17 protein-coding genes are annotated in these 21,446 nt (G+C 38.1%); 9 read left to right on the top strand and 8 right to left on the bottom strand.

Annotation, left to right across the window (positions count from 1 at the left end; translation table 11 throughout):
* The first annotated feature begins 53 nt into the window (after positions 1–53).
* Positions 54–707: an MBL fold metallo-hydrolase gene (locus AACV33_RS01615; protein ID WP_012550370.1), complete on the top strand. Its 654-nt coding sequence runs from the start codon at positions 54–56 to the stop codon at positions 705–707.
* Between the two features lie 202 nt (positions 708–909).
* Positions 910–1,296: a hypothetical protein gene (locus AACV33_RS01610; RefSeq protein ID WP_012550369.1), complete on the top strand. Its 387-nt coding sequence runs from the start codon at positions 910–912 to the stop codon at positions 1,294–1,296.
* A 295-nt stretch (positions 1,297–1,591) separates the two neighbouring features.
* Here AACV33_RS01610 and AACV33_RS01605 read toward each other — a convergent pair whose 3' ends face one another.
* Positions 1,592–2,506, bottom strand: a complete 915-nt coding sequence (locus AACV33_RS01605; RefSeq protein ID WP_012550368.1) for a DUF3943 domain-containing protein — start codon at positions 2,504–2,506, stop codon at positions 1,592–1,594.
* A gap of 161 nt (positions 2,507–2,667) precedes the next feature.
* Positions 2,668–3,840 carry an aromatic amino acid transport family protein gene (locus AACV33_RS01600; protein WP_023603146.1) on the bottom strand — a complete coding sequence of 391 codons (1,173 nt, stop codon included), beginning with the start codon at positions 3,838–3,840 and terminating at the stop codon, positions 2,668–2,670.
* Positions 3,841–4,067: 227 nt separating this feature from the next.
* On the opposite strand from AACV33_RS01600, the gene AACV33_RS01595 reads away from it, so the two are divergent.
* A complete protein-coding gene (locus AACV33_RS01595; protein ID WP_017020469.1) occupies positions 4,068–5,300 on the top strand; it encodes a CinA family nicotinamide mononucleotide deamidase-related protein in 1,233 nt (410 codons plus the stop codon).
* A gap of 58 nt (positions 5,301–5,358) precedes the next feature.
* Here AACV33_RS01595 and yfaE read toward each other — a convergent pair whose 3' ends face one another.
* From yfaE to ubiG, 5 genes are all read right to left on the bottom strand, one after another.
* Positions 5,359–5,634, bottom strand: a complete 276-nt coding sequence (gene yfaE / locus AACV33_RS01590; RefSeq protein ID WP_017020468.1) for a class I ribonucleotide reductase maintenance protein YfaE — start codon at positions 5,632–5,634, stop codon at positions 5,359–5,361.
* Between the two features lie 57 nt (positions 5,635–5,691).
* Positions 5,692–7,782: a sensor domain-containing diguanylate cyclase gene (locus tag AACV33_RS01585; protein ID WP_182699750.1), complete on the bottom strand. Its 2,091-nt coding sequence runs from the start codon at positions 7,780–7,782 to the stop codon at positions 5,692–5,694.
* Positions 7,783–7,966: 184 nt separating this feature from the next.
* Positions 7,967–9,100: a class Ia ribonucleoside-diphosphate reductase subunit beta gene (nrdB, locus tag AACV33_RS01580; RefSeq protein ID WP_012550364.1), complete on the bottom strand. Its 1,134-nt coding sequence runs from the start codon at positions 9,098–9,100 to the stop codon at positions 7,967–7,969.
* Between the two features lie 168 nt (positions 9,101–9,268).
* Positions 9,269–11,545, bottom strand: a complete 2,277-nt coding sequence (gene nrdA / locus AACV33_RS01575; RefSeq protein WP_182699749.1) for a class 1a ribonucleoside-diphosphate reductase subunit alpha — start codon at positions 11,543–11,545, stop codon at positions 9,269–9,271.
* Between the two features lie 483 nt (positions 11,546–12,028).
* Complete coding sequence (gene ubiG / locus AACV33_RS01570; protein ID WP_017020465.1) at positions 12,029–12,733, bottom strand: bifunctional 2-polyprenyl-6-hydroxyphenol methylase/3-demethylubiquinol 3-O-methyltransferase UbiG; 705 nt, start codon at positions 12,731–12,733, stop codon at positions 12,029–12,031.
* 322 nt (positions 12,734–13,055) lie between these two features.
* Here ubiG and gyrA point away from each other — a divergent pair, with 322 nt between their 5' ends.
* Positions 13,056–15,695 (top strand): DNA topoisomerase (ATP-hydrolyzing) subunit A, encoded by a 2,640-nt coding sequence (gene gyrA / locus AACV33_RS01565; protein ID WP_023603148.1) that lies wholly within the window; start codon positions 13,056–13,058, stop codon positions 15,693–15,695.
* Positions 15,696–16,178: 483 nt separating this feature from the next.
* Here gyrA and AACV33_RS01560 read toward each other — a convergent pair whose 3' ends face one another.
* Positions 16,179–16,886, bottom strand: a complete 708-nt coding sequence (locus tag AACV33_RS01560) for a DUF3581 domain-containing protein (RefSeq protein WP_017020462.1) — start codon at positions 16,884–16,886, stop codon at positions 16,179–16,181.
* Between the two features lie 213 nt (positions 16,887–17,099).
* Between AACV33_RS01560 and AACV33_RS01555 the strand changes: the two genes are divergently transcribed.
* The 5 genes from AACV33_RS01555 (at position 17,100) to AACV33_RS01535 (ending at position 21,406) form a co-directional block, all read left to right on the top strand.
* Positions 17,100–17,663 (top strand): phosphatase PAP2 family protein, encoded by a 564-nt coding sequence (locus AACV33_RS01555; protein ID WP_023603150.1) that lies wholly within the window; start codon positions 17,100–17,102, stop codon positions 17,661–17,663.
* Between the two features lie 63 nt (positions 17,664–17,726).
* A complete protein-coding gene (yegD, locus tag AACV33_RS01550; RefSeq protein WP_023603151.1) occupies positions 17,727–19,079 on the top strand; it encodes a molecular chaperone in 1,353 nt (450 codons plus the stop codon).
* A gap of 90 nt (positions 19,080–19,169) precedes the next feature.
* Complete coding sequence (gene yqfB / locus AACV33_RS01545; protein ID WP_017020459.1) at positions 19,170–19,487, top strand: N(4)-acetylcytidine aminohydrolase; 318 nt, start codon at positions 19,170–19,172, stop codon at positions 19,485–19,487.
* Between the two features lie 23 nt (positions 19,488–19,510).
* Positions 19,511–20,593 carry a site-2 protease family protein gene (locus AACV33_RS01540; protein WP_017020458.1) on the top strand — a complete coding sequence of 361 codons (1,083 nt, stop codon included), beginning with the start codon at positions 19,511–19,513 and terminating at the stop codon, positions 20,591–20,593.
* A 66-nt stretch (positions 20,594–20,659) separates the two neighbouring features.
* The gene (locus AACV33_RS01535) at positions 20,660–21,406 is read left to right on the top strand and encodes a sporulation protein (RefSeq protein ID WP_023603152.1); all 747 of its coding nucleotides are present in this window, start codon (positions 20,660–20,662) and stop codon (positions 21,404–21,406) included.
* The last annotated feature ends 40 nt before the right edge of the window (positions 21,407–21,446 follow it).

The raw sequence follows: 21,446 nt of genomic DNA, 5'->3' as shown, positions 1-21,446 counted from the left end.
CTTAAATAATAGTCATGTTATTCTTAGGATAATTTATTTAAGAAGAGATAAACATGAGCTTACAATATCAAATTATTCCGGTTACGGCTTATGAGCAAAACTGCTCTATTGTTTGGTGTGATGAAACAATGAAAGGTGTGGTGGTTGATCCTGGTGGTGATGTGGACCTTCTAAAACAAGCGATAGACGCATTGAATATCGATGTTGTTAGTTTGGTATTAACTCATGGTCACCTAGACCATGTTGGTGGCACAGAGCCTTTAGCTGCATTAACGGGTGCTCCAATTATTGGTCCGCATAAAGAAGATGAATTTTGGTTACAAGGGCTTCCAAGTCAAAGTCAACGATTTGGTTTTCCACATACTGATGCGTTTGAACCCAATCAATGGTTAGAGGAAGGCGATATTGTTGAATTTGGTAATCAAGCACTGCATGTGCTGCATACTCCGGGTCATACTCCCGGTCATGTAATACTGTTTAATCAAGAAGCTAAGATGGCATTTGTTGGTGATGTATTGTTTAAAGGTGCGATTGGTCGTTCTGATTTCCCTAAAGGTGATTACGAAACATTAATTGCATCAATTAAAACAAAACTGTGGCCTTTAGGTAATGAGATGAAATTTGTACCGGGACATGGACCTGAGTCTACGTTTGGTTATGAACGTAAAACAAATCCATTTGTAGCGGATGAATTGCCTCTTTGGTAAGTATTTTGGCAAAAGTGCCGCACTTTTCGCCATACAGTGCAGCCATGCCTATAAATATTGCGCGTTTTTTGGTATAAAACGCGCTTCGCCAATTCCGATACAACTATTTGAGTTTCATTTTAGGGATTGACATCTTTTTTCCGCTATCGTTTTCGAGCTTTATTGCTTTAAAATAGATATAGCGCAACGGAGTTTAAGTTTCATGAAAATTGCTCACAAACGTAAAGTACAGTCAAAGCTGCATAAACGCATTAAAGCAACTACACCAAAAACTGAAGTGAAAAAAGCAGTTAAACCTGCAAAAGTAGCTAAACCAGTTGAGAAAAAAGTGGAAGCAGTAGTTGTTGCAGCACCTACAGTGGCAGCAGTAGCGACGGACATCGCTCTAACGCCAAAGCAAAAGGCTGTATTTGATATTGTTTGCCAGAATCCTGAAGGTATCAATTCAAAAGAGATTGGCGTAGCAGCTGGTCAAGAAGAAGCAAAAGCGGCAGCATGGGCGACAGGTGGCTTGAAAAAGCTAGTTGAAGAAAACCTTGTTGTACGTGAACAACTTGCTGGTAATAAAGTAATTTACAAAGCAGCGTAATGTTTTAGTAAGTAGCTTTAAGACACAAAAAAGCCGAGATTGCCTCGGCTTTTTTGTGTCTGTAACTTTGTGTTTGTAATCTAACTAAGCTAAGCATTCTAATTAACATAAACACCAGATTATTTTCTTTGTTAAAATCAGACTCATATGACATTAATTAGATGAGCGATTTATTCTGTCGCGATTAATCATTAAAAATGAAAAGATAACGACTGGAATCAGGATTAGGTTAGGGCGAATTTTAGATATAAAAAAAGACACCGCTTAGGATGTCTTCTTTTGAGTGTCGATACGCTTAGAATTTTAATTTAACTTCAAGGCCGACAAATTGGTCGGTGTAAGGCATGCCTGCATCATAAGCAAATTGTGCAGCATCACCATTACTAAACCAAGCATTATAAGCAAGGTTAACTTCAGTATCTCCACCCCATGCATCGGTTACCCAATAATGAATATGACCCACTGGGTTTAAGAAGAATAAGCTGACGCTACCTAATGTGTCTGATCCTAATACTTCGCCACCATTTGCAGTGATACTAAGCTCTTGTTGCAGCATTAGTTCACCAACAACGGCACCAAAGAAAGGCGTTACAAATAAATCTTGAATTGATGGGACTTCAGCAAATGCTTCTACACCATATTCCCAGAAAAAAGTAGACATCGTTGTTGAGTATAGGAATGATTCAAATTCATTAAAACCGGCATGTCGAGCTGCGGTATAGTACACACCACCAAAATAAGGGTGCATTACATAGTTTAAGAAATGCTCATCTTTATCCCAAACAGGACCCGCAGTGACATTATCTTTCCATTTAGAGCCAAGACCTTTAAGACTTGAATCTTCAGAATCCCATTTAGTGATACTTTCTGGTAGAAATGTCATTAAACCAACAGTGGCGACACTTAAGCCAAGGATTGTATAGGATTGCGCGAGTAAGTAATCCCAATCTCGTTGATCAGATACGCGTAGATAATGGGGGACTTGTTCTGTCGCGAAATCGTTATTATCCGCTTTTTTTGATGGCGTCACATCGCCCGCTAATCGTACCGGGGAGAAATCAAATGAAGCCGCAGAGCAATAGCTTGAATAAATGTTGCTAGAACAATCACTTTTATAATCGATGTCATAAGCGCTGTTAGTATCAAGTGCAAATGCTTGTGTTGACGCAGTGCACCCTAAAAGCAAACTGGCTATTGCTTGTTTTTTCACTGAAAGTCCTTAACTATATTAAATACGAGCTAGGTCACAATTATCTACTATTAGAGATAAAATGCAAAACATAAAAGTAAAAACACTCATAAAAACGAGTGTTTATAACTTTTAATGATAGTTCAGACTTCGGTTAATAAAACTATTATTAGGTATTATATTTAGAGTGATACCACTATTTGGCAGCCAATTATTGTTACTCCAAGGATGACCGCTACGATTAACCCTAAGTTCTTGCTTGCTACTTGGTAATGAGTACCTGTATGTACTTTTCGTGCAGAAAGAACCAAAGCAACAGGCAAGAATAACGCTAAAATAACAAGTGCAATAGCGGCATACCCTAGTGCCATAATAAATCCTTGTGGATAAAACAAAGCAAATAACAAGGGAGGAGTGTAAGTTAGTAATGCTGTAATAATGGTAGATTGTTGCCATTTTTTAGATGAATCACGTAAAAAGTCAAACAATCCAAGACTGACTCCTATAAATGACGTGATCAAAGCGAGATCGGCAAATAAGGACAAGGCTTGTTGAATGTAAGCTTTATCTATCGAGTTTTGAATCGTCGTTATAAAGGCGGTTAAGCTATTTATCGTTGAGAATTCACTTTGCGACAATAGACCAAGTGTAATGCCTTGCCAAAAAAGGTAAATGACAAGTGGAATTGATGATCCAACCAATAAACTGATTTTAATTTTCTTAATATCAAGTTCTAAGTATTTCACTATCGAAGGAATACTTCCGTGGAAACCAAAAGAGGTAAACACTACAGGTAAAGCCGTAATGAAAACACCTTGTTCAACCGGTAATGCTAATAAGTACTCGCCACTAATATTCGGGGTTAAGAAGAAGAGTATCGCAATTAGCATTACGATTTTTAAGCTAAATAACCCACGATTAATAAAATCGACGGTTTTTGTGCCTAGTGAAATAATGAACGCGATAATAAGGGTGAATAGAATCGTTGAGCTCGTTTTCGATAATGAAATAAAAGAAAGTTGATTAATTTTGGTGTGAAATTGCTCACTGCCTCCGGCAATGTAAGCGGCACATAAAGCGTAAAAAAGAAAAAGCATCGAAAAGGTAGCCAGTCGTTGTCCATTCTTTCCCAGAAACTGCAAAGCTAAGCTATGCAATGTTGCTGAACGATCACTGTGCTGATGAACTTCTAGCATCAGCAAACTCGTATAGCTCATCACTGCCCAAATGGCTATCATTAATACACTTGCTGTAAAGAATCCAAGACTTGCCGAGACTAATGGCAAGGCTAGCATGCCTGCACCGATGGTCGTTCCTGCAATTATAAGTGAACTTCCGAATACTTTTGACTTCATAGACTGTCTCTTTTTTTCTGTAATACTTTGTTAGTGATGCGAATGTACTGCCTATTTATCTCTAATTCAAATTATTGTAAAAATAAGAATACACTAGGTGTAAACTTTTAATTACAAAATATTGAGTGGGCTTTAATAACGGTAATATTTACTCAACATCATAGTTTTTGAATAGCCTAATGTGATAAATTAGAGACAATTATAGAAATATCAAAGAGGAAAAGTGCATGTTGCAAATTGCAATGATCAGCACAGGAGAGGAAGTCTTACATGGCGACATTGTTGACACCAATGCAGCATGGATGTCTCAGTTATTTTATCAGCATGGGTTTAAGTTATCTAACCGCTCAACGGTTGGGGATAACATAGATTCATTGGTTTCTGAAATTCAGCATCAAAGCCAAAATGCCTCTATTGTGATTGTAAATGGGGGTTTAGGCCCTACCTCTGATGATATTTCTGGTGAAGCGGCAGCGAAAGTAATGAACTGCCCACTTGTGATGTCACAATATTGGCTAGATCGCATGCAGGCTCGTTATTTAGAGCAGGGTAAAGAGATGCCACGGAGTAACATTAAACAAGCAATGTTACCTGAAGGTGCTCAGTTGATTGAGAACCCTGTTGGTACTGCGTGTGGTTTCTTCATTGAATTAAATAAAACAATCGTTATTTTTACTCCAGGCGTCCCATCGGAGTTTAAAGTAATGGTTGAGCATCAAATCTTGCCACGTATGAAACAATGGCATCCAATGACTGAAGCGTCTGAATGCAGCCGATTGTTTACGTTTGGTTTATCAGAATCGGGTATTCAGGATAAGCTTCAAAGTGTACGACTTCCGTATGGTTTTGAAATTGGATACCGATCTTCGTTACCTTTTATTGAAGTGAAATTATTTGGTCCGGCAAATCATGATGGACGGTTCCCTACGTTAGAGACGATATATCACCTTCTAGGGGACAATGTTGTTAGTGTTGATGAGTCAATGCTCCCTAATGTAGGTGCATTACTGTCTGAATTTATGCTGAACTTTACGGTTGCGGAGCAGGCGACGGGTGGGTGGTTAACCAATTGGTTGCAAGAAGATGAACAAATTCGTTCTTGCATGAAGCAGGGTTGGATTTTATCTTCTAAAATTGATCAGCAAATGGCAGGGCAAGATCCACTGGCTGCTGCTTTAGCACTGGCGGCGGCAACACGAGAGAGAACTCAAACGTCAATTGGTTTAGCTTCTGGTCCTATGTTTAATGGCAAAGTTGCTGTTGCATTGTCAACGGCTTATGGCGAATGGGGACAGTTAATCAGCCTAAAGCGTGATTATAATTATAATGATATGCGTTCATTAGTCTCGACACTTATGTTAGATATGCTGCGTCGTTGTTTAGAAAAAAAACCGATGTTTGGTCAATATGAATCGATAAATCGTGAATCAGAAATTTACGTACCACAGAGTGCGTTATAGTTTAACGTATTGGTGTGCTTGATAACCTAATAATGCGATCCTAGAAGGGTCGCTTTTTTTATGCTTTTTTTGCGAGAGTTTGGAACGTAAGATCGTCGATAACAAGATCTGTTTTTGCTGTACAAACGCAAGGCAATATTTCATTAGGGGCTAAAAAAGCAAGTGGGAACGTAGAGTAACTGACTTCTCCAGACACTAACGTGCACCGGCAAGTGCCACAATCACCGTTACGGCAGTGTGATTCGACGACCATGCCTTGTTGTTCCATCACTTCTAGCAACGAAATATTTGGTTGGTTGGTGATCGTTATAGTTTTATTTATATGTATTTTCATTGTTTGATTAAGGATGATAAAAATAGATTAGTGACTATAACATAGTTTAAAAATGAATTAATGCCTTAAGGTTTCAGCGTTTAATTTGGTAAATTGAGACCGCTCACAAAACTGATTTCGGCCGTTTCGCTTTGCATGGTAAAGCGCTTTATCTGATTCATCAATCAATTGATTTAGCGTGATATTTTTTTCATTATCAGATAAATAAGCAATGCCAACTGACGCTGAAACGTAGGTTGAGCACGTTGAGTTTTTATGTGGAATTTGCAGAGATGTAAGCTCTTCAAGCATACAAGATAGTTTATGCTGTGTTTTTTCTTGATCAATGCCTTCTAATAAAGCAAAAAACTCATCCCCACCATAGCGGTAGACATTTGTGGTTAAGCTGTAAAAATATTTTTTGATGATATTACTGACTTGAATTAATACCTCGTCGCCAGCAACGTGCCCATAAGTATCGTTGTATTCTTTATAATGGTCGATATCAATCATTACCCCTGTGAAGTATTTTATTTTTTGAGACATTAATTGATGAAAATGAATGTCTAGGGATTTTCTATTCCAAACTTGCGTAAGGTGATCGGTTTGAGATAACGCTAAAAGTTGTTGTCTGTTTTGTTGATTTTCAAGTGATATAGAGATGTAGCTAATCAGTTGAGAAAATAACTCAAAATGAAAGGCTTGGTATTGGTAGCTCTCTTTTGCTTGAATTGTAAATACCGCATTTACTTCATTATTAATAAAAATAGGGGCAAACATTGCAGAGTGAAAGTTAACTTTTTTATTGCAGCTATCTCCCAGTAAGGCTATTTTTTCTTCACAAGTCATGTGATTAAAATAAAATGGGGTCGCGGTACTAATACAATAGCTCATGTAAGTTGCTTCTTTATCACAATGAGAGACATAAGGAGCATCTACAATAGTAGAGTCATCTAAATAATGAATGACTATCTCATTTCTATGTTGTTCGTAAAACCCTAGTGCGAGAGTGTCTGTTTGAAATAATGAAGAAAGGTCATGTTGTATCTTTGGTAAGATACTTTGTATATCAGTCGAGGTACTAATATATTGGCCAATTTTATTAATAACCGCCAGATTGTCTGATAAGGCTTTCATTGTACTTAATTCAAGTTTAGTGGTGTTTAAACGATATAATTGTTGTAGGTACTCATTTTCGCGTTTTAAGAGTTCACGTCTTGAATTAAGAAGAGAGGAGGTGAGTGTTTTATAGTGCTCCTCTCTAATTGTAATATCTTTAATATCTTGAATTCTAAGTAGAATGATATCGTTGAAACCATCAATTAATTTATCACTCTCTAACGATTTAGCAATGACTAACCCCTGTTGAATATAATCATCAAGGGCATCAAATTTATTGTTACTCGTAAGAAAATGGCAATATTCTAAAATCATTTCTGATAGATAATAATCGTTATTAGATGCTTTCATATTTTCAATTGAAAGTAGGTGGTACTCTTCTGCTTTGTCACCGTCTTCTTGGCTGCCTGCAATCTCTGCATTAATTTTATAATAAAAACCTAAGTATCTGGCTTCATTTTTTATTACTGGGTACAAAGAAGATAAAATTATTTCGGCTTCTGAAAAGTGGAATTGTTTGGCTTTAATTTCTGCAATATTAAACAGAGGGAGCGCGGCTGATCCTTGAGGACCATATTGTTTTAAGGTCTCTGCGGCGGAAGATAAATAAGTGAGTGCTTCAGTGAAGTTACCAAGCTGACGAAAAATATCCCCAATATTATTTTTAATAATAGCGCAGATATAATGATCGCAAAATTGTTGTGATTTTTCTGCTTTCGTTAAAAATTTATTCGCATAGAAATAATTACCGAGCATGCCATAAAGGGTGCCAATATTATAATGGCAAAAGCAGATCAAAAATTCTTGGTTGGTTTGTTGAGCAAGACTGATCGCATCAAAAAAAGTACTGATAGCGGCGATGAGTTTACCTGTTCTAGCTTGCATATAGGCTGTGAAAATTAATTCAAATTCCTGAGGGATCAATCGATTTAGCTTCGATGCTTCCACTTCAATCGTGTTGAGTTGAAATTGCACTTGCTGTTTTGATGATGCCATTGGCAGTTGGCGTACTTGCTCAAGTAAGTAACCATTCCATTGATTAATAGCCATAATTTCAATCTATAGTCCTTGTATAATTACAAGATATTATGTCATAAGGGTAGGATTACATGAAGTGATGTCTCATTTTTTGGTGGGGTTAGTATGATTTTTGTGCGCTTTGTCATTGTTGTAAATAAGATACAAAAAAGCCGAGTTAATTAACTCGGCTAATATGCAGATGAAAGATTTCAAATTAGAGTTCGAAATCCCCTAAATCGTCGGCACTCACGTCATTATCAATTTGTCCAACAAGGTATGAACTGATTTCTGTTTCTTGTGGCGCAACCTGTACATTATCAGAGCTTAACCATGAGTTAATCCAAGGGATAGGGTTTTGAGTTGCACCATCATAAGCGCCTGATAGTCCAACAGCCTTCATACGTAAATTCGTAATATATTCTACGTATTGGCATAGAATATCCTTGTTTAAACCAATCATAGAGCCGTCTTTAAATAGGTAATTAGCCCATTCTTTTTCTTGCTCTGCTGCGGCTTTAAATAAGTCGAAACAGTCTTGTTCACATTCTGCCGCGATTTCTACAAATTCAGGATCATCTTGACCGGTACGAAGTAGATTTACCATATGCTGAGTACTGGTTAGATGAAGGGCTTCATCACGAGCAATCAGTTTGATTATTTTTGCATTTCCTTCCATTAATTTGCGTTCTGCAAAAGCAAAAGAACAAGCAAAACTTACGTAGAAACGAATGGCTTCGAGTGCATTTACCGACATCAAGCAAAGATACAACGTTTTCTTTAATTCACGTTTTGAAACGATAATTTCTTCACCGTTGACAGTATGAGTGCCTTCGCCAAAGCGGTGGTAATCGTTAGTGGCTTGAATCAGGTTATCGTAATAATGAGCAATGTCTTTTGCGCGCTTTAGGATTTCTTCATTTTCAACAATATCATCAAAGATAATGGCTGGGTCATTCACTATATTACGAACAATATGCGTGTATGAACGTGAGTGAATCGTTTCAGAAAAAGACCATGTTTCGATCCATGTTTCTAGTTCAGGAAGAGAAACTAAAGGAAGTAGGGCAACATTAGGGCTACGACCTTGAATTGAATCAAGCAGTGTTTGGTATTTAAGGTTACTGATGAATATATGCTGTTCATGCTCCGGTAAATTATTGTAATCAATGCGATCACCAGAAACATCAACTTCTTCAGGACGCCAGAAAAAGGAAAGTTGCTTTTCGATCAGTTTTTCAAATACTTGAAATTTTTGTTGATCATATCGAGCAACGTTTACAGAATTACCCAAAAACATTGGTTCTTTTAATTGATCGTTTTTTTCTTGTCGAAAAGTACTGTACGCCATGTAAACCTCAATCTTATGAAAGCCAAAAGAATGCAAGGGCTTTCTGTGTCTTACTATTATAATAGCAATGCCTATCAATACATAGATTCGTATTTATGGGCGTTGATATGAATGATTAAAAAATGAATAAGCCCGCAATGAAAGCGGGCTAAATATTGAAGGGGCTATTTATATTTTACAGCCGCCGCCTTCACAATCATCATCTTGAGCTAAATCGCCTTGTGAATCGCTCGCGCCATCACGGGTGTTATGGTAGTACAATGTTTTTAGACCTAGCTTATAAGCCGTTAACAAGTCTTTAAGCAATAGTTTCATTGGTACTTTGCCATTTGGCTGACTGTTTGGATCATAGTTTGTATTCGCTGAAATTGCTTGGTCGACAAATTTCTGCATGATACCGACTAATTGCAAGTAGCCATCGTTAGAACCGATGTTCCAAAGCAGCTCATAATTATCTTTTAAGTTCAAATAATCAGGAACAACTTGTTTCAAAATACCATCTTTTGATGCTTTGATTGATACAAAACCACGTGGTGGTTCAATGCCATTCGTTGCATTTGAGATTTGTGAAGAAGTTTCAGACGGCATCAATGCAGATAACGTTGAGTTGCGTAAACCGTGAGTTTTAATGTCTGAACGTAATTCTTCCCAATCTAAATGCAATTCTTCACTACATATATTATCGATGTCTTTTTTGTAAGAATCGATAGGTAAGATACCTTGAGCATAGGTAGTTTCATTGAAAGCAGGGCAAGCGCCTTGTTCTTTCGCTAAATTTACAGATGCTTTTAGAAGATAGAATTGAATTGCTTCAAACGTTTTATGCGTTAATCCGTTTGCACTGCCATCAGAGTACTTAACGCCATTTTTTGCTAGGTAATAAGCGTAGTTAATAACCCCTACACCTAACGTACGACGGTTCATTGTTGATTTGTAAGCTGCTGGTAATGGGTAGTCTTGGTAATCAAGAAGTGCATCAAGTGCACGTACCGCTAATTCAGCTAATTCTTCAAGCTCTTCTAATTTCTCTATCGCACCTAAGTTAAATGCAGACAGAGTACATAATGCAATTTCACCTTCTTCGTCATTAACGTGTGTTAGTGGCTTAGTTGGTAGAGCAATTTCTAAACATAAGTTAGATTGGCGAATTGGAGCAACACTTGGGTCGAATGGGCTGTGTGTATTACAGTGATCCACGTTTTGAATGTAGATACGGCCTGTTGAAGCACGTTCTTGCATTAGTAACGAGAACAGCTCAATCGCTTTAATTGTTTCACGCTTAATTGATGTATCTTGCTCGTATTTAAGATACAGGCGCTCGAACTCTACTTGGTCAGCAAAGAAAGCCTCGTACATGCCAGGAACATCAGAAGGTGAAAATAAGCTGATGTGTTCCCCTTTAATTAGGCGAGTATACATAAGTTTGTTAATTTGAACGCCGTAATCCATATGACGAACACGGTTTTCTTCAACGCCACGGTTATTTTTAAGAACCAATAGTGATTCTACTTCGCGGTGCCAAATAGGGTAGAACAAGGTTGCAGCGCCGCCACGAACACCACCTTGAGAACAACATTTTACCGCTGTTTGGAAGTATTTATAGAATGGGATACAACCTGTATGGAATGCTTCACCGTCACGAATTTCAGAGCCAAGCGCACGAATACGACCGGCGTTGATGCCAATACCTGCACGTTGTGATACGTAACGTACAATAGAGCCTGCCGTGGCATTGATTGAATCAAGGCTATCATCACATTCAATTAGAACGCATGAACTAAATTGACGTGTTGGCGTACGAACACCAGACATAATCGGTGTTGGTAACGATATTTTAAATTTAGAGGTTGCGTCGTAGAAACGTTGAATGTAATCCAGACGAGTATCTTTTGGGTATTTAGCAAATAAGCACGCCGCAACTAAAATATAAAGGAATTGAGCACTTTCGTAGATCGCGCCCGTTACGCGGTTTTGTACGAAGTATTTCCCTTCTAGTTGTTTAACAGCAGCGTAAGAGAAATCCATATCACGGCTGTGATCGATCATTTGATCCATCAAGTCGAATTCGGCTTCTGTGTAATCTTCTGTAATGTGCTTGTCGTATTTACCTAATTCGATCAGGTTATTGACGTGCTTAAATAGCGTTGGTGGCTCAAATTGGCCATACGCTTTTTTACGAAGATGGAAAACAGACAAACGAGCAGCGAGGTATTGGTAATCTGGCGTTTCTTCAGAGATAAGATCGGCCGCTGCTTTGATGATGGTTTCATGAATATCAGACGTCTTCATGCCTTCATAAAACTGGATGTGGGATTTCATTTCAACTTGTGAAACAGAAACATTATCCAGATTTTCAGCAGCCCAGGTGATCACTTTATGGATCTTTTCTAAATTGATCTTTTCTGTGGTGCCATTTCGCTTAGTAACGGTAAGCTGTTGGGTCATTTGTCTACTTTTCCTTAGAATGAAGAATAAACAACGAAATATGTAATTTTTGTAATTTTCGTTGTTGTTTTGTGATCAGTCTCTATTTTAGTGAAACTCAGAGTAAACACTACATATAGGGGCTAATCATTAGTTGGATACAAGATAGTGATTATTTGCAAAAGGATCAAGTCAGGAAATGAGACAATCTTGTGAATAACCTCTTAATAAAAAAAAACAGTAAGTAACTACTAACCGAGTCAGATTAGCTATATCAAGCTATCAGAAATGGTGGATTTAATAATGGTTGAGAAGTAAGCAGCTAAAAAAATATTTCTCTTGATTTTTGTGGTTTTGATGGATCTCTGTTTATCGAAAAAAATTGCTGATTTGTTGTTCTAAAATGTGATGTTGTGAGAAAAAGAGTAGGGGATAAAATGATAGGAGCGGCGTAGAAAGAAAAAGCTCTTTATTTACATTAATAATAAATAAAGAGCCTGAATTTTACAGTGTTGTGTGAATGATGTAATTAACATCAACATTTGTGCCTAATGAATAAGCGTCTGTTAATGGATTGTAATGAAGGCCAGTGATCCCACGCTCTTGTAATGCCGTTTGATCGAGCATTTTTAATAATTCAGAAGGGCGGATGAACTTATCGTGATCATGAGTGCCTTTTGGGACCAATTTAAGAACGTGTTCTGCGCCAACAATAGCAAATAGATAGGATTTGATATTGCGGTTTAAGGTGGAGAAGAATACATGCCCACCCGGTTTTACCATTTTAGCGCAAGCACGAATCACAGATAAAGGGTCTGGTACATGCTCTAGCATTTCCATGCAGGTTATTACATCGTATGTTTCAGGGTATTCTTCTGCGTGCTGCTCGGCAGTAGATTGAATGTATTCTAACGTAGTACCCGTTTCTAATGCATGAAGACGAGCGACAGTTAGAGGCTCTTTCCCCATGTCCAACCCAATAACTTCTGCACCTTGCTTCGCCATACTCTCAGCTAAAATACCGCCGCCACAACCAACATCTAATACTTTTTTACCAAATAGACCATTGGCGTTGGTCAACACATAATTAAGGCGTAATGGATTGATTTGATGTAGAGGTTTAAATTCACCTTCAAAATCCCACCAACGGGAGGCCATATCTTCAAATTTTTTGATTTCTGCTGGATCGACATTTAACTGCTGAGTCATAATTCACATTCCTTTTTTATCTTCCCTTCATTATATACAAAAAAAATAAGAAAGAGAGCCTTTAAAATGATGCTTTTTTCATCAATTTGTTTAGGTTTTTCAAGAATATGATGGCTTGATTTGTGACTTGCTCCCGATTTCGTAGGATTCTTAAGCTTAAGAGTGATTTTGCGAATTAAAACGATGCGAAATAGAAGCGTTATGTGCTATATTTTGCAATCTTGCACGTTTATCAGTATCAATTACTTTATCTTTATAGATAGTATGATTGGTAAAGTAATTGATATTGATACGACAGAACTAATTGAGGGATATTGGCTCTATGAGCGATCTTGCTAAAGGGATCACGCCCGTAAATATTGAAGATGAGCTTCGAGGTTCATACCTAGACTACGCGATGTCAGTAATCGTTGGTCGTGCTCTTCCAGATGTGCGTGATGGTCTAAAACCTGTACACCGCCGTGTTTTATTTGCGATGGATGTATTAGGTAATGATTGGAATAAACCATATAAAAAATCTGCCCGTGTAGTCGGCGACGTAATTGGTAAGTATCACCCACATGGTGATAGTGCTGTATACGACACGATAGTACGTATGGCGCAGCCGTTCTCACTACGCTATATGCTTGTTGATGGCCAAGGTAACTTTGGTTCTATCGATGGTGACTCTGCTGCGGCAATGCGTTATACCGAAGTTCGTATGTCGAAAATTGCCCACGAATTGTTGGCCGATTTAGACAAAGAAACCGTCGATTACGTTCCTAACTATGATGGTACAGAACAGATCCCTGCGGTATTACCTACTCGTGTGCCTAACTTATTAGTTAATGGTTCATCAGGTATCGCAGTTGGTATGGCAACTAATATACCTCCTCATAACTTAACTGAAGTGGTTAATGGTTGTTTAGCATTCATCGAGAATGAAGATATTACTATCGATGAACTAATAAACTACATTCCAGGTCCTGACTTTCCGACAGCTGCATTAATCAGTGGTCGTAAAGGCATCGTTGATGCATATAAAACAGGCCGCGGTAAAGTTTACATGCGTTCTAAAGCAAATATCGAAGCGGACAAAAATGGTAAAGAAACCATTATTGTTACTGAGATCCCTTATCAAGTTAACAAAGCACGTGTGATCGAAAAGATCGCTGAGCTTGTTAAAGATAAGAAAGTCGAAGGTATTTCAGCACTGCGTGACGAATCTGATAAAGATGGTATGCGTATTGTTATCGAATGTAAGCGTGATGCAGTGGGTGAGGTGGTTCTTAATAACTTATTCTCATTAACTCAGCTTCAAACTACATTCGGCGTAAACATGGTGGCACTTGATAATGGCCAACCAAAACTGTTCAACTTAAAAGAAATGTTGAAGTGTTTTGTTGATCACCGTCGTGAAGTGGTAACTCGCCGTACAATTTTTGAATTACGCAAAGCGCGTGATCGTGCTCATATCCTTGAAGGTTTGGCGCTGGCATTAGCAAACATTGATGAGATCATTGATCTAATCAAAAATGCGCCATCACCAGCAGAAGCAAAACAAGGCCTAGTCGCTCGCGGTTGGGATCTTGGTAATGTTGCCGACATGCTAGAGCGTGCTGGTACAGATGCTGCTCGTCCTGATTGGTTAGAGCCAGAGTTTGGTATTCGTGAAGGTCAATACTTCTTAACGGAACAACAAGCTCAAGCAATTCTAGAATTACGTCTACACCGTTTAACTGGTTTAGAACATGAAAAAATTCTAGATGAATACAAAGCACTATTAGATGAAATCGCAGAGCTAATGCATATCCTTGCAAGCACTGAACGTCTAATGGAAATCATTCGTGATGAATTAATTACGGTTCGTGATACTTATGGTGATGAGCGTCGCACTGAAATTGGTGCTGCTATTCACGATATCGATATCGAAGACTTAATCACACAAGAAGATGTTGTAGTAACACTTTCTCGTGAAGGTTATGTTAAGTACCAAATTCTAGGTGATTACGAAGCGCAACGTCGTGGTGGTAAAGGTAAGAGTGCAACTAAGATGAAGGACACCGATTATATCGAGCGTCTACTTGTTGCTAACACTCATGATAATATCCTTTGCTTCTCTACACGTGGTAAAGCATACAGCTTGAAAGTATTCCAACTTCCTCAAGCAAGCCGCACCGCTCGTGGTAAGCCTATCGTGAACATTCTTCCTCTAGAGGAAGGTGAGCGTATTACAGCGATTCTACCAGTATCTGAATATTCTGAAGATAAGTTCATCTTCATGGCAACAGGTGATGGTACGGTTAAGAAAACATCTCTGGATCAATTTGCTAAAGTTCGTGCAAACGGCCTGATTGCAGTTAATCTACGTGAAGATGATTCATTAATCGGCGTCGATATTACGACGGGTTCAAATGAAATCATGCTGTTCTCTAAAGCAGGTAAAGTCGTTCGTTTCAGCGAAGAACATGTTCGTGGAATGGGTCGTACTGCTTCAGGTGTTCGTGGTATGAAACTGACTGGTGAAGATCAGGTTGTTTCATTGATTGTTCCTTCTAATGAAGGCGACATTCTAACGGTGACAGAAAATGGGTACGGTAAACGTACTAAGATTTCTGAATACCCAACGAAGAGCCGTGCAACACAAGGTGTTGTTTCTATCAAGGTTTCTGATCGTAACGGCAGTGTTGTCGGTGCGGTTCAAGCTGAAGATGGTGATGAGTTCATGATGATCACGGATGCAGGTACGTTAGTTCGTACACGCGTATCGGAAGTAAGCCAAGTGGGTCGTAATACCCAAGGTGTTACACTGATCCGTACTGCTGAAGATGAAAATGTAGTTGGTCTACAACGCATTGATGAACCAGAAGAGCTTGAAATTCTTGAAGGTGATGTAGTAGAAGGTGAAGAAGAGGCGACAGTAATTACTGAAGCAACTGAAACTCCTGACGCTGAATCAGATGAAGATACGACAGAAGAGTAATTTTTCTTAGCGTATTAAAAAGCCCGCTTATTTTTAAGCGGGCTTTTTTGTCTCTGTAATTTGACAAATTTGAAGTAGTTTTAGCAAATATCAAATTTACGCTGTTCAGAATAGAGATCGGTTGTGATGACAAATTTTTCTTTGCCACATGCGATACAAATAGGTTGTCCGAACCATGCTGCATAACACTCACAACAAGTATAGTGACTGTTTATAGGGAAGGAGGTTGATTTTTCTGACCGAGAATCTAATTCAGATCGTCCAAATTTTTCCTGCTCTTCAGGTTTTATTACTGTTTTCATCATCGCCAACTTTTAAAGTGTCGTGAAAGTCATGGCCTTCACATTCATTATAGTTATGAATAAGTATGGTATGATATTGGTCGTAAAACAATAGGACGTTTTGTGATTTACCTTGCCTTATGGCAAATAAAAAGAGCACAAAAGCGCTCTTTTTATAGGATGTTTGAGGGACTTATAAACTTTAGTTGTTATATGCCGTTTTTAAAGCAGTAAAGCGTTCAACGAGATCATCAATAGCTTCTTGATCGTATGTTTTTAAACCGGTAGCAATCATGCGTTTAGTACCATGACCGACTTCTTCACCGTTTTCAGTGAATTTGAAGTTTAACTTAACAAGTCCTCGTTTTCCTTCTATATCCATTGTTGCACCCGTAAATTCAACGCTAGGTTTAACAATATCAAGGCGAGTAAACTCGATGTCCATACTTTCATAAATCACTAATGGACGTTGGCAGTTGATCATTAACTGCTTCTCTTCCATTAGAGGGACCATTATATGTGGGAAGTTCATGCCTGAGAATTGAACATATTGTTTTACAACGTTTTCAATGAATTCAGGATCGATATTTTTATCACCACTGCGGCTAACGTGTAAATATTCTTTATTGTTTTGATCAGATAAAGAGTATTCACCTTGTTCTGCATGATTGATATGAAGTGACGTACTGTCCGATACCATACCAGCAAAATTAAAATGCATTTTATTACTGATGCCTGTTTTTGAAAGTAAAACAGCAAACAGTAAATCACCAGGAACACAGAAACGCTTTGAGATTACGTCATGAATAGGGTTGAAATCACCTGCCACTTTTTTCGCAAAATCACTTGCTTGTTGGCGTGTAAATTCAAATGAATTATCTGTTTCCGAAAAATATTGATTTAACTGCATAATATATTTGGTAAAACCTAGCTAATGAAATAACCACGCTAGTATACCTAATCTCTAATCCTTTAATGGTCTATCCAGTCAAGATAGTAAAAAAAGGATAGAAATAAAAGAATAAACCTATTTTTGAGCTAAAACACCTAGAAAGGTGACGAAGAGTTTACATATCGTCGGGTATAATTGCGTACTTCCAACATTTTGTAGTAAAGGTCACAAATGAAATCGTTCGTCAAAGTAGGGCTTATTAGCGGTGCTATTTTTTCAAGTATTATTCTTTTTAGTCATGACGCAGAAGCTTCTGAGGATCAGCCAGGCGATATAGCCGCAAACATAGGTGCGGTAGGTATTCCTGTTGTTGCTGGTTCGGTTGCCTTATTTAAAGAAGATTACGATGGGTTTTGGATGTTTGCAAAAGGAGCTGCATATACACTCGCTGCCACTCAAGCTCTTAAGTATACAGTAAGAGAAGAAAGGCCGAATGGAGAAGATGATTTAAGTTTTCCATCAGGTCATTCATCATCGGCTTTTCAGGGGGCATCTTATTTACAATTTCGTTATGGCTGGAAGTATGGTTTACCTGCTTATATTAGTGCAGGATTAGTTGGTTATTCGCGAGTTGAGAATGATCACCATTATTGGCGTGATGTGATTGCGGGTGCAGTTTTAGCAACAACCATTCAATATTTAGTGACAGATGCATATATAGATTCAAATAAGGTCATGATTACCCCCGTTATTAACCAAGATCATGTCGGAATTGCAGCATCTTTTTCATTTTGATTGGCAAATGGGTAGCAAGCGAGTAAAATCAGCTCCCTTTTATTCGATGCTAGGTGTACAACAATGTTTATTGGATTTGACTACGGAACGGCAAATTGCTCAGTGGCAACCATTCAAAATAATCAAGCTAAACTGCTTAAACTAGAAGGGGATAGTACTTTTATACCTTCCGCGTTATGCGCACCTACTCGAGAAGCGGTTTCTGAATATCTATTTCGTATTTGGGGTGTTCAACCAAGTACGAATATTAATGAACGTTTACTTCATACGGCCATTGCTTATAACCGTGAAGAGGATATTGATGTTGATGCAGGATCTCTGACGTTTGGTCAAGCGGCTTTAAATGTTTATATTGATGATCCAGAAGACGTATATTACGTAAAGTCACCTAAATCTTTCTTAGGTGTTTCTGGTTTACGTGATGTACAAGTTAGCTTGTTTGAAGATCTTGTAACTGCCATGATGAAAAACATCAAAAATAATGCAGAGCAAGAATTACAGGCTGATATTACATCTACCGTTATTGGGCGTCCTGTTAACTTCCAAGGGGCAGAAAGTGATGAGGCAAACAGCCAAGCCATCTCTATTTTGTCACGTGCAGCGATGCGTGTTGGTTTTAAAAATATTGAATTTCAATTTGAACCAGTGGCCGCGGGTCTAGACTATGAGCAAACATTAACTGAAGAAAAAACGGTTCTTATTGTTGATATTGGCGGTGGTACGACTGATTGCTCGATGATCGAGATGGGACCATCTTGGAAAGGTAATCATGACCGCACAAAAGGGATCTTAGCTCACAGTGGGTCTCGTATTGGTGGTAATGATTTAGATATTCATTTAGCACACCGTAAATTTATGCCAATGCTGGGATCTCAAAGTCGAACTCATAAAGGCTTAGAGTTACCAATGACTCAATTTTGGAATCCAATTGCTATTAATAATATTGTGGCACAATTGGATTTCTTTGGTTTTGCTAACCGTAAACATTTATTGCAAATGATGAATGAGACACAAGAGCCAGAAAAACTAGCTCGATTGATTAAACTGTACGATGAAAAATTAAGCTATAAATTACTTCGTGACGCTGAACAAACAAAAATTGCGCTATCAGAGCATTTAGAGCATTCGGTTGATCTCAGCTATCTTGATGAAGGCTTATCATTATCTATTGATCAACAAAGTCTTACTGAGGCAATTGCGAAACCGCAAGAGAACATCAATAGACTTGTTAAAGAAGCCATTCAACAAGCGGGTAAAACGCCTGATATTATTTATGTTACTGGTGGTTCTGCTCGTTCACCAATTTTACAAGCAGCATTGCAGAAACAATTACCAAATATTGAAATTGTAGGTGGTAATTACTTTGGTTCAGTGACAGCGGGCTTGGCTCACTGGGCAAATTACTGCTTCGCATAAATTCAGTGATTCACAATAAATTCGAGTATCAAGCGGCTGATAAAGTCGCTTGGTTTTGTGAAATATTAAATAAATTTTAGGTAAAATTAAATGACAAACATACCAACAACGATGACTTTTTTTGAGCGTTTTGAATCAGATATTATGTCGGGCAAAAAAGTAATTACGATTCGAGATGAATCAGAAAAAGATTATGCGGTAGGTTCTGAGGTTTCAGTCAGCACGTATGAAGACAATCGTTATTTTTGTCGTTTAGCAATTGATAGCGTTACGCCCATTACGTTTGATGAATTAAACCAATATCATGCCGATCAAGAAAATATGACATTAGATGAGTTAAAACAAATTATCGAAGAGATTTACCCAAACAAAGGTCAACTTTACGTAGTTTCTTACCATTTAGTTTAACAATTACTTATATAGGATAAATAATGGAACTGTTATCCATTGATTTTCTTGGACAGCCATTGCGTTTAGAAGGCTCAATGGCTGGCTGGCAGCAAGTGTTTTGGAGTAATACATTAGTTGCTCAACAGGCGGCATCCGCGGATCATCAAGATCTATTTATACACGAATTTAAATTGAATCAAGGTGAGACGATAGTAACGTGTCGTTTAGAAGCGAAAGTCACTTGGCAACCATTTTTGATCGAGTATCGTGCAAGCGTTGATGACCAGTTGATCGCAGAAGGCTCTCGTAATACAAAAGACATTGAGCAACAAGTACCACATGAGCCAATAAAAGCAGAGCGCCGGTTTAGTTTGATCGGGCTTGTGTCATTAGGCATGAAAGCATTAAAAAGCGTTAAACTGGTTAAAGTTGTATTAGCGTCAGCCAGTATTGCAGCTTACTCATGGTTATTTTCTATTGAATTTGCATTATCACTGATAGCTTGCCTAGTGTTTCATGAATACGGTCATATTCGTGCTATGAAATACTTTGGAATGAAGACGAAAGGGATTTATTTGATCCCATTTTTAGGGGGATTAGCACTCAGCGATGAGAAAATAAATACACGTTGGCAAGATGTTGTTATTTCGATTATGGGACCATTTTTTGGTTTGATACTGTCGCTGATTTTAATTGTCGTGTATTGGATAACAGGAGAGATGTTCTTTGCGGGTCTTGCTGTATTTAATGCATTCTTAAATCTCTTTAATTTACTGCCCATTTTACCCTTAGACGGTGGACACGTATTAAAAAGTGTTAGCTTCTCTATGAACAGCAAAGTTGGTATTGCATTGTGTGCTTTAGCTGCCATTGGTGGGATAATATTAAGTTACCAATTAGGCCTCGCTCTTTTTGGTTTCCTACTTATTATGGGGAGTTTAGAAATCGTCTTTGAGTGGAAGCAACGTCATCATAGTCATTTGTTGCCTTTAGATAAATATGGACAAATTGTTTCATCAGCTTGGTATGTAGGGCTTGTCAGTTCGTTAGTTGGTATTATTTGGTATTTTGCAAGTAGCGGAGATGCTTTATTACAACTGCCAATGCAGATTTTAGGAACGTAATAGTAAGAAGCCTATTTTAGAATATAAATGAGAAGCCCAAGAAGGGTGCATAGAAAGGATAAAAGGATGTTTAAAAAATTAAAGGCGTCATTAGGTATAGGTGCCGCAAAGGTAGATACCATTTTAGAAAACCCTGAATTGTTCCAAGGTGATACGTTAATAGGTACGGTTCATATTCAAGGGGGAGATATTGAGCAAAAAATTGATGCAATCCATTTGAAGCTGAATACTGAAATCAAAGTAGAAAATGACAATGGAACTAGCTATCAAACATTAACCCTGTTTCATACTCAAGCCGTGAATCCATTTGTGATTCAAGCTGGGGAGACTCAGGAAATGAAATTTACAATTAAGTTGCCAGATGAAACTCCGATTACAGCGCTTAATGTGAACAATAACCATTGTGATGTTTGGGTTGAAACCGTATTAGACATTGATTTTGCTATTGATCCTACGGATCGTGATTTATTAGTTGTTAAGCCAATGCGAGTTGCTGCAGCTATTATCAGCCAAATCGAACAGGCTGGGTTTAGTATGGTAAAAGCGGATGTAGAGCAGGGGTTCCTAAATGGAGGGCACTTTAAGTCACATTCTGGTGGTTACCAAGAGATCGAATTTAAAAGTAATGGTTTCATCAACAAGAAAGAAATAGAACTATCATTTGTTCTGGATGGTCAAGTTCTTCACTGTTTAGCTGAAGTGGATCGTTCGATGGGCTTTAATCGTGGTGACCAATATGCTTCTTTTTCATTAAACGTCAATGCGTCAAGTGCTGATATCCATCATGCTGTACAGAAGATATTACGTGTGTAGCTAAGCACGATTGTATTTTTACCATAAAAAAAGAATCGAT

The sequence above is a fragment of the Aliivibrio sp. SR45-2 genome, assembly GCF_963890165.1.
Taxonomy (GTDB): Bacteria; Pseudomonadota; Gammaproteobacteria; order Enterobacterales; family Vibrionaceae; genus Aliivibrio; species Aliivibrio salmonicida.
Note: the sequence above shows the minus strand (reverse complement) of the source record. Positions and strands in the feature narration are given on the sequence as shown.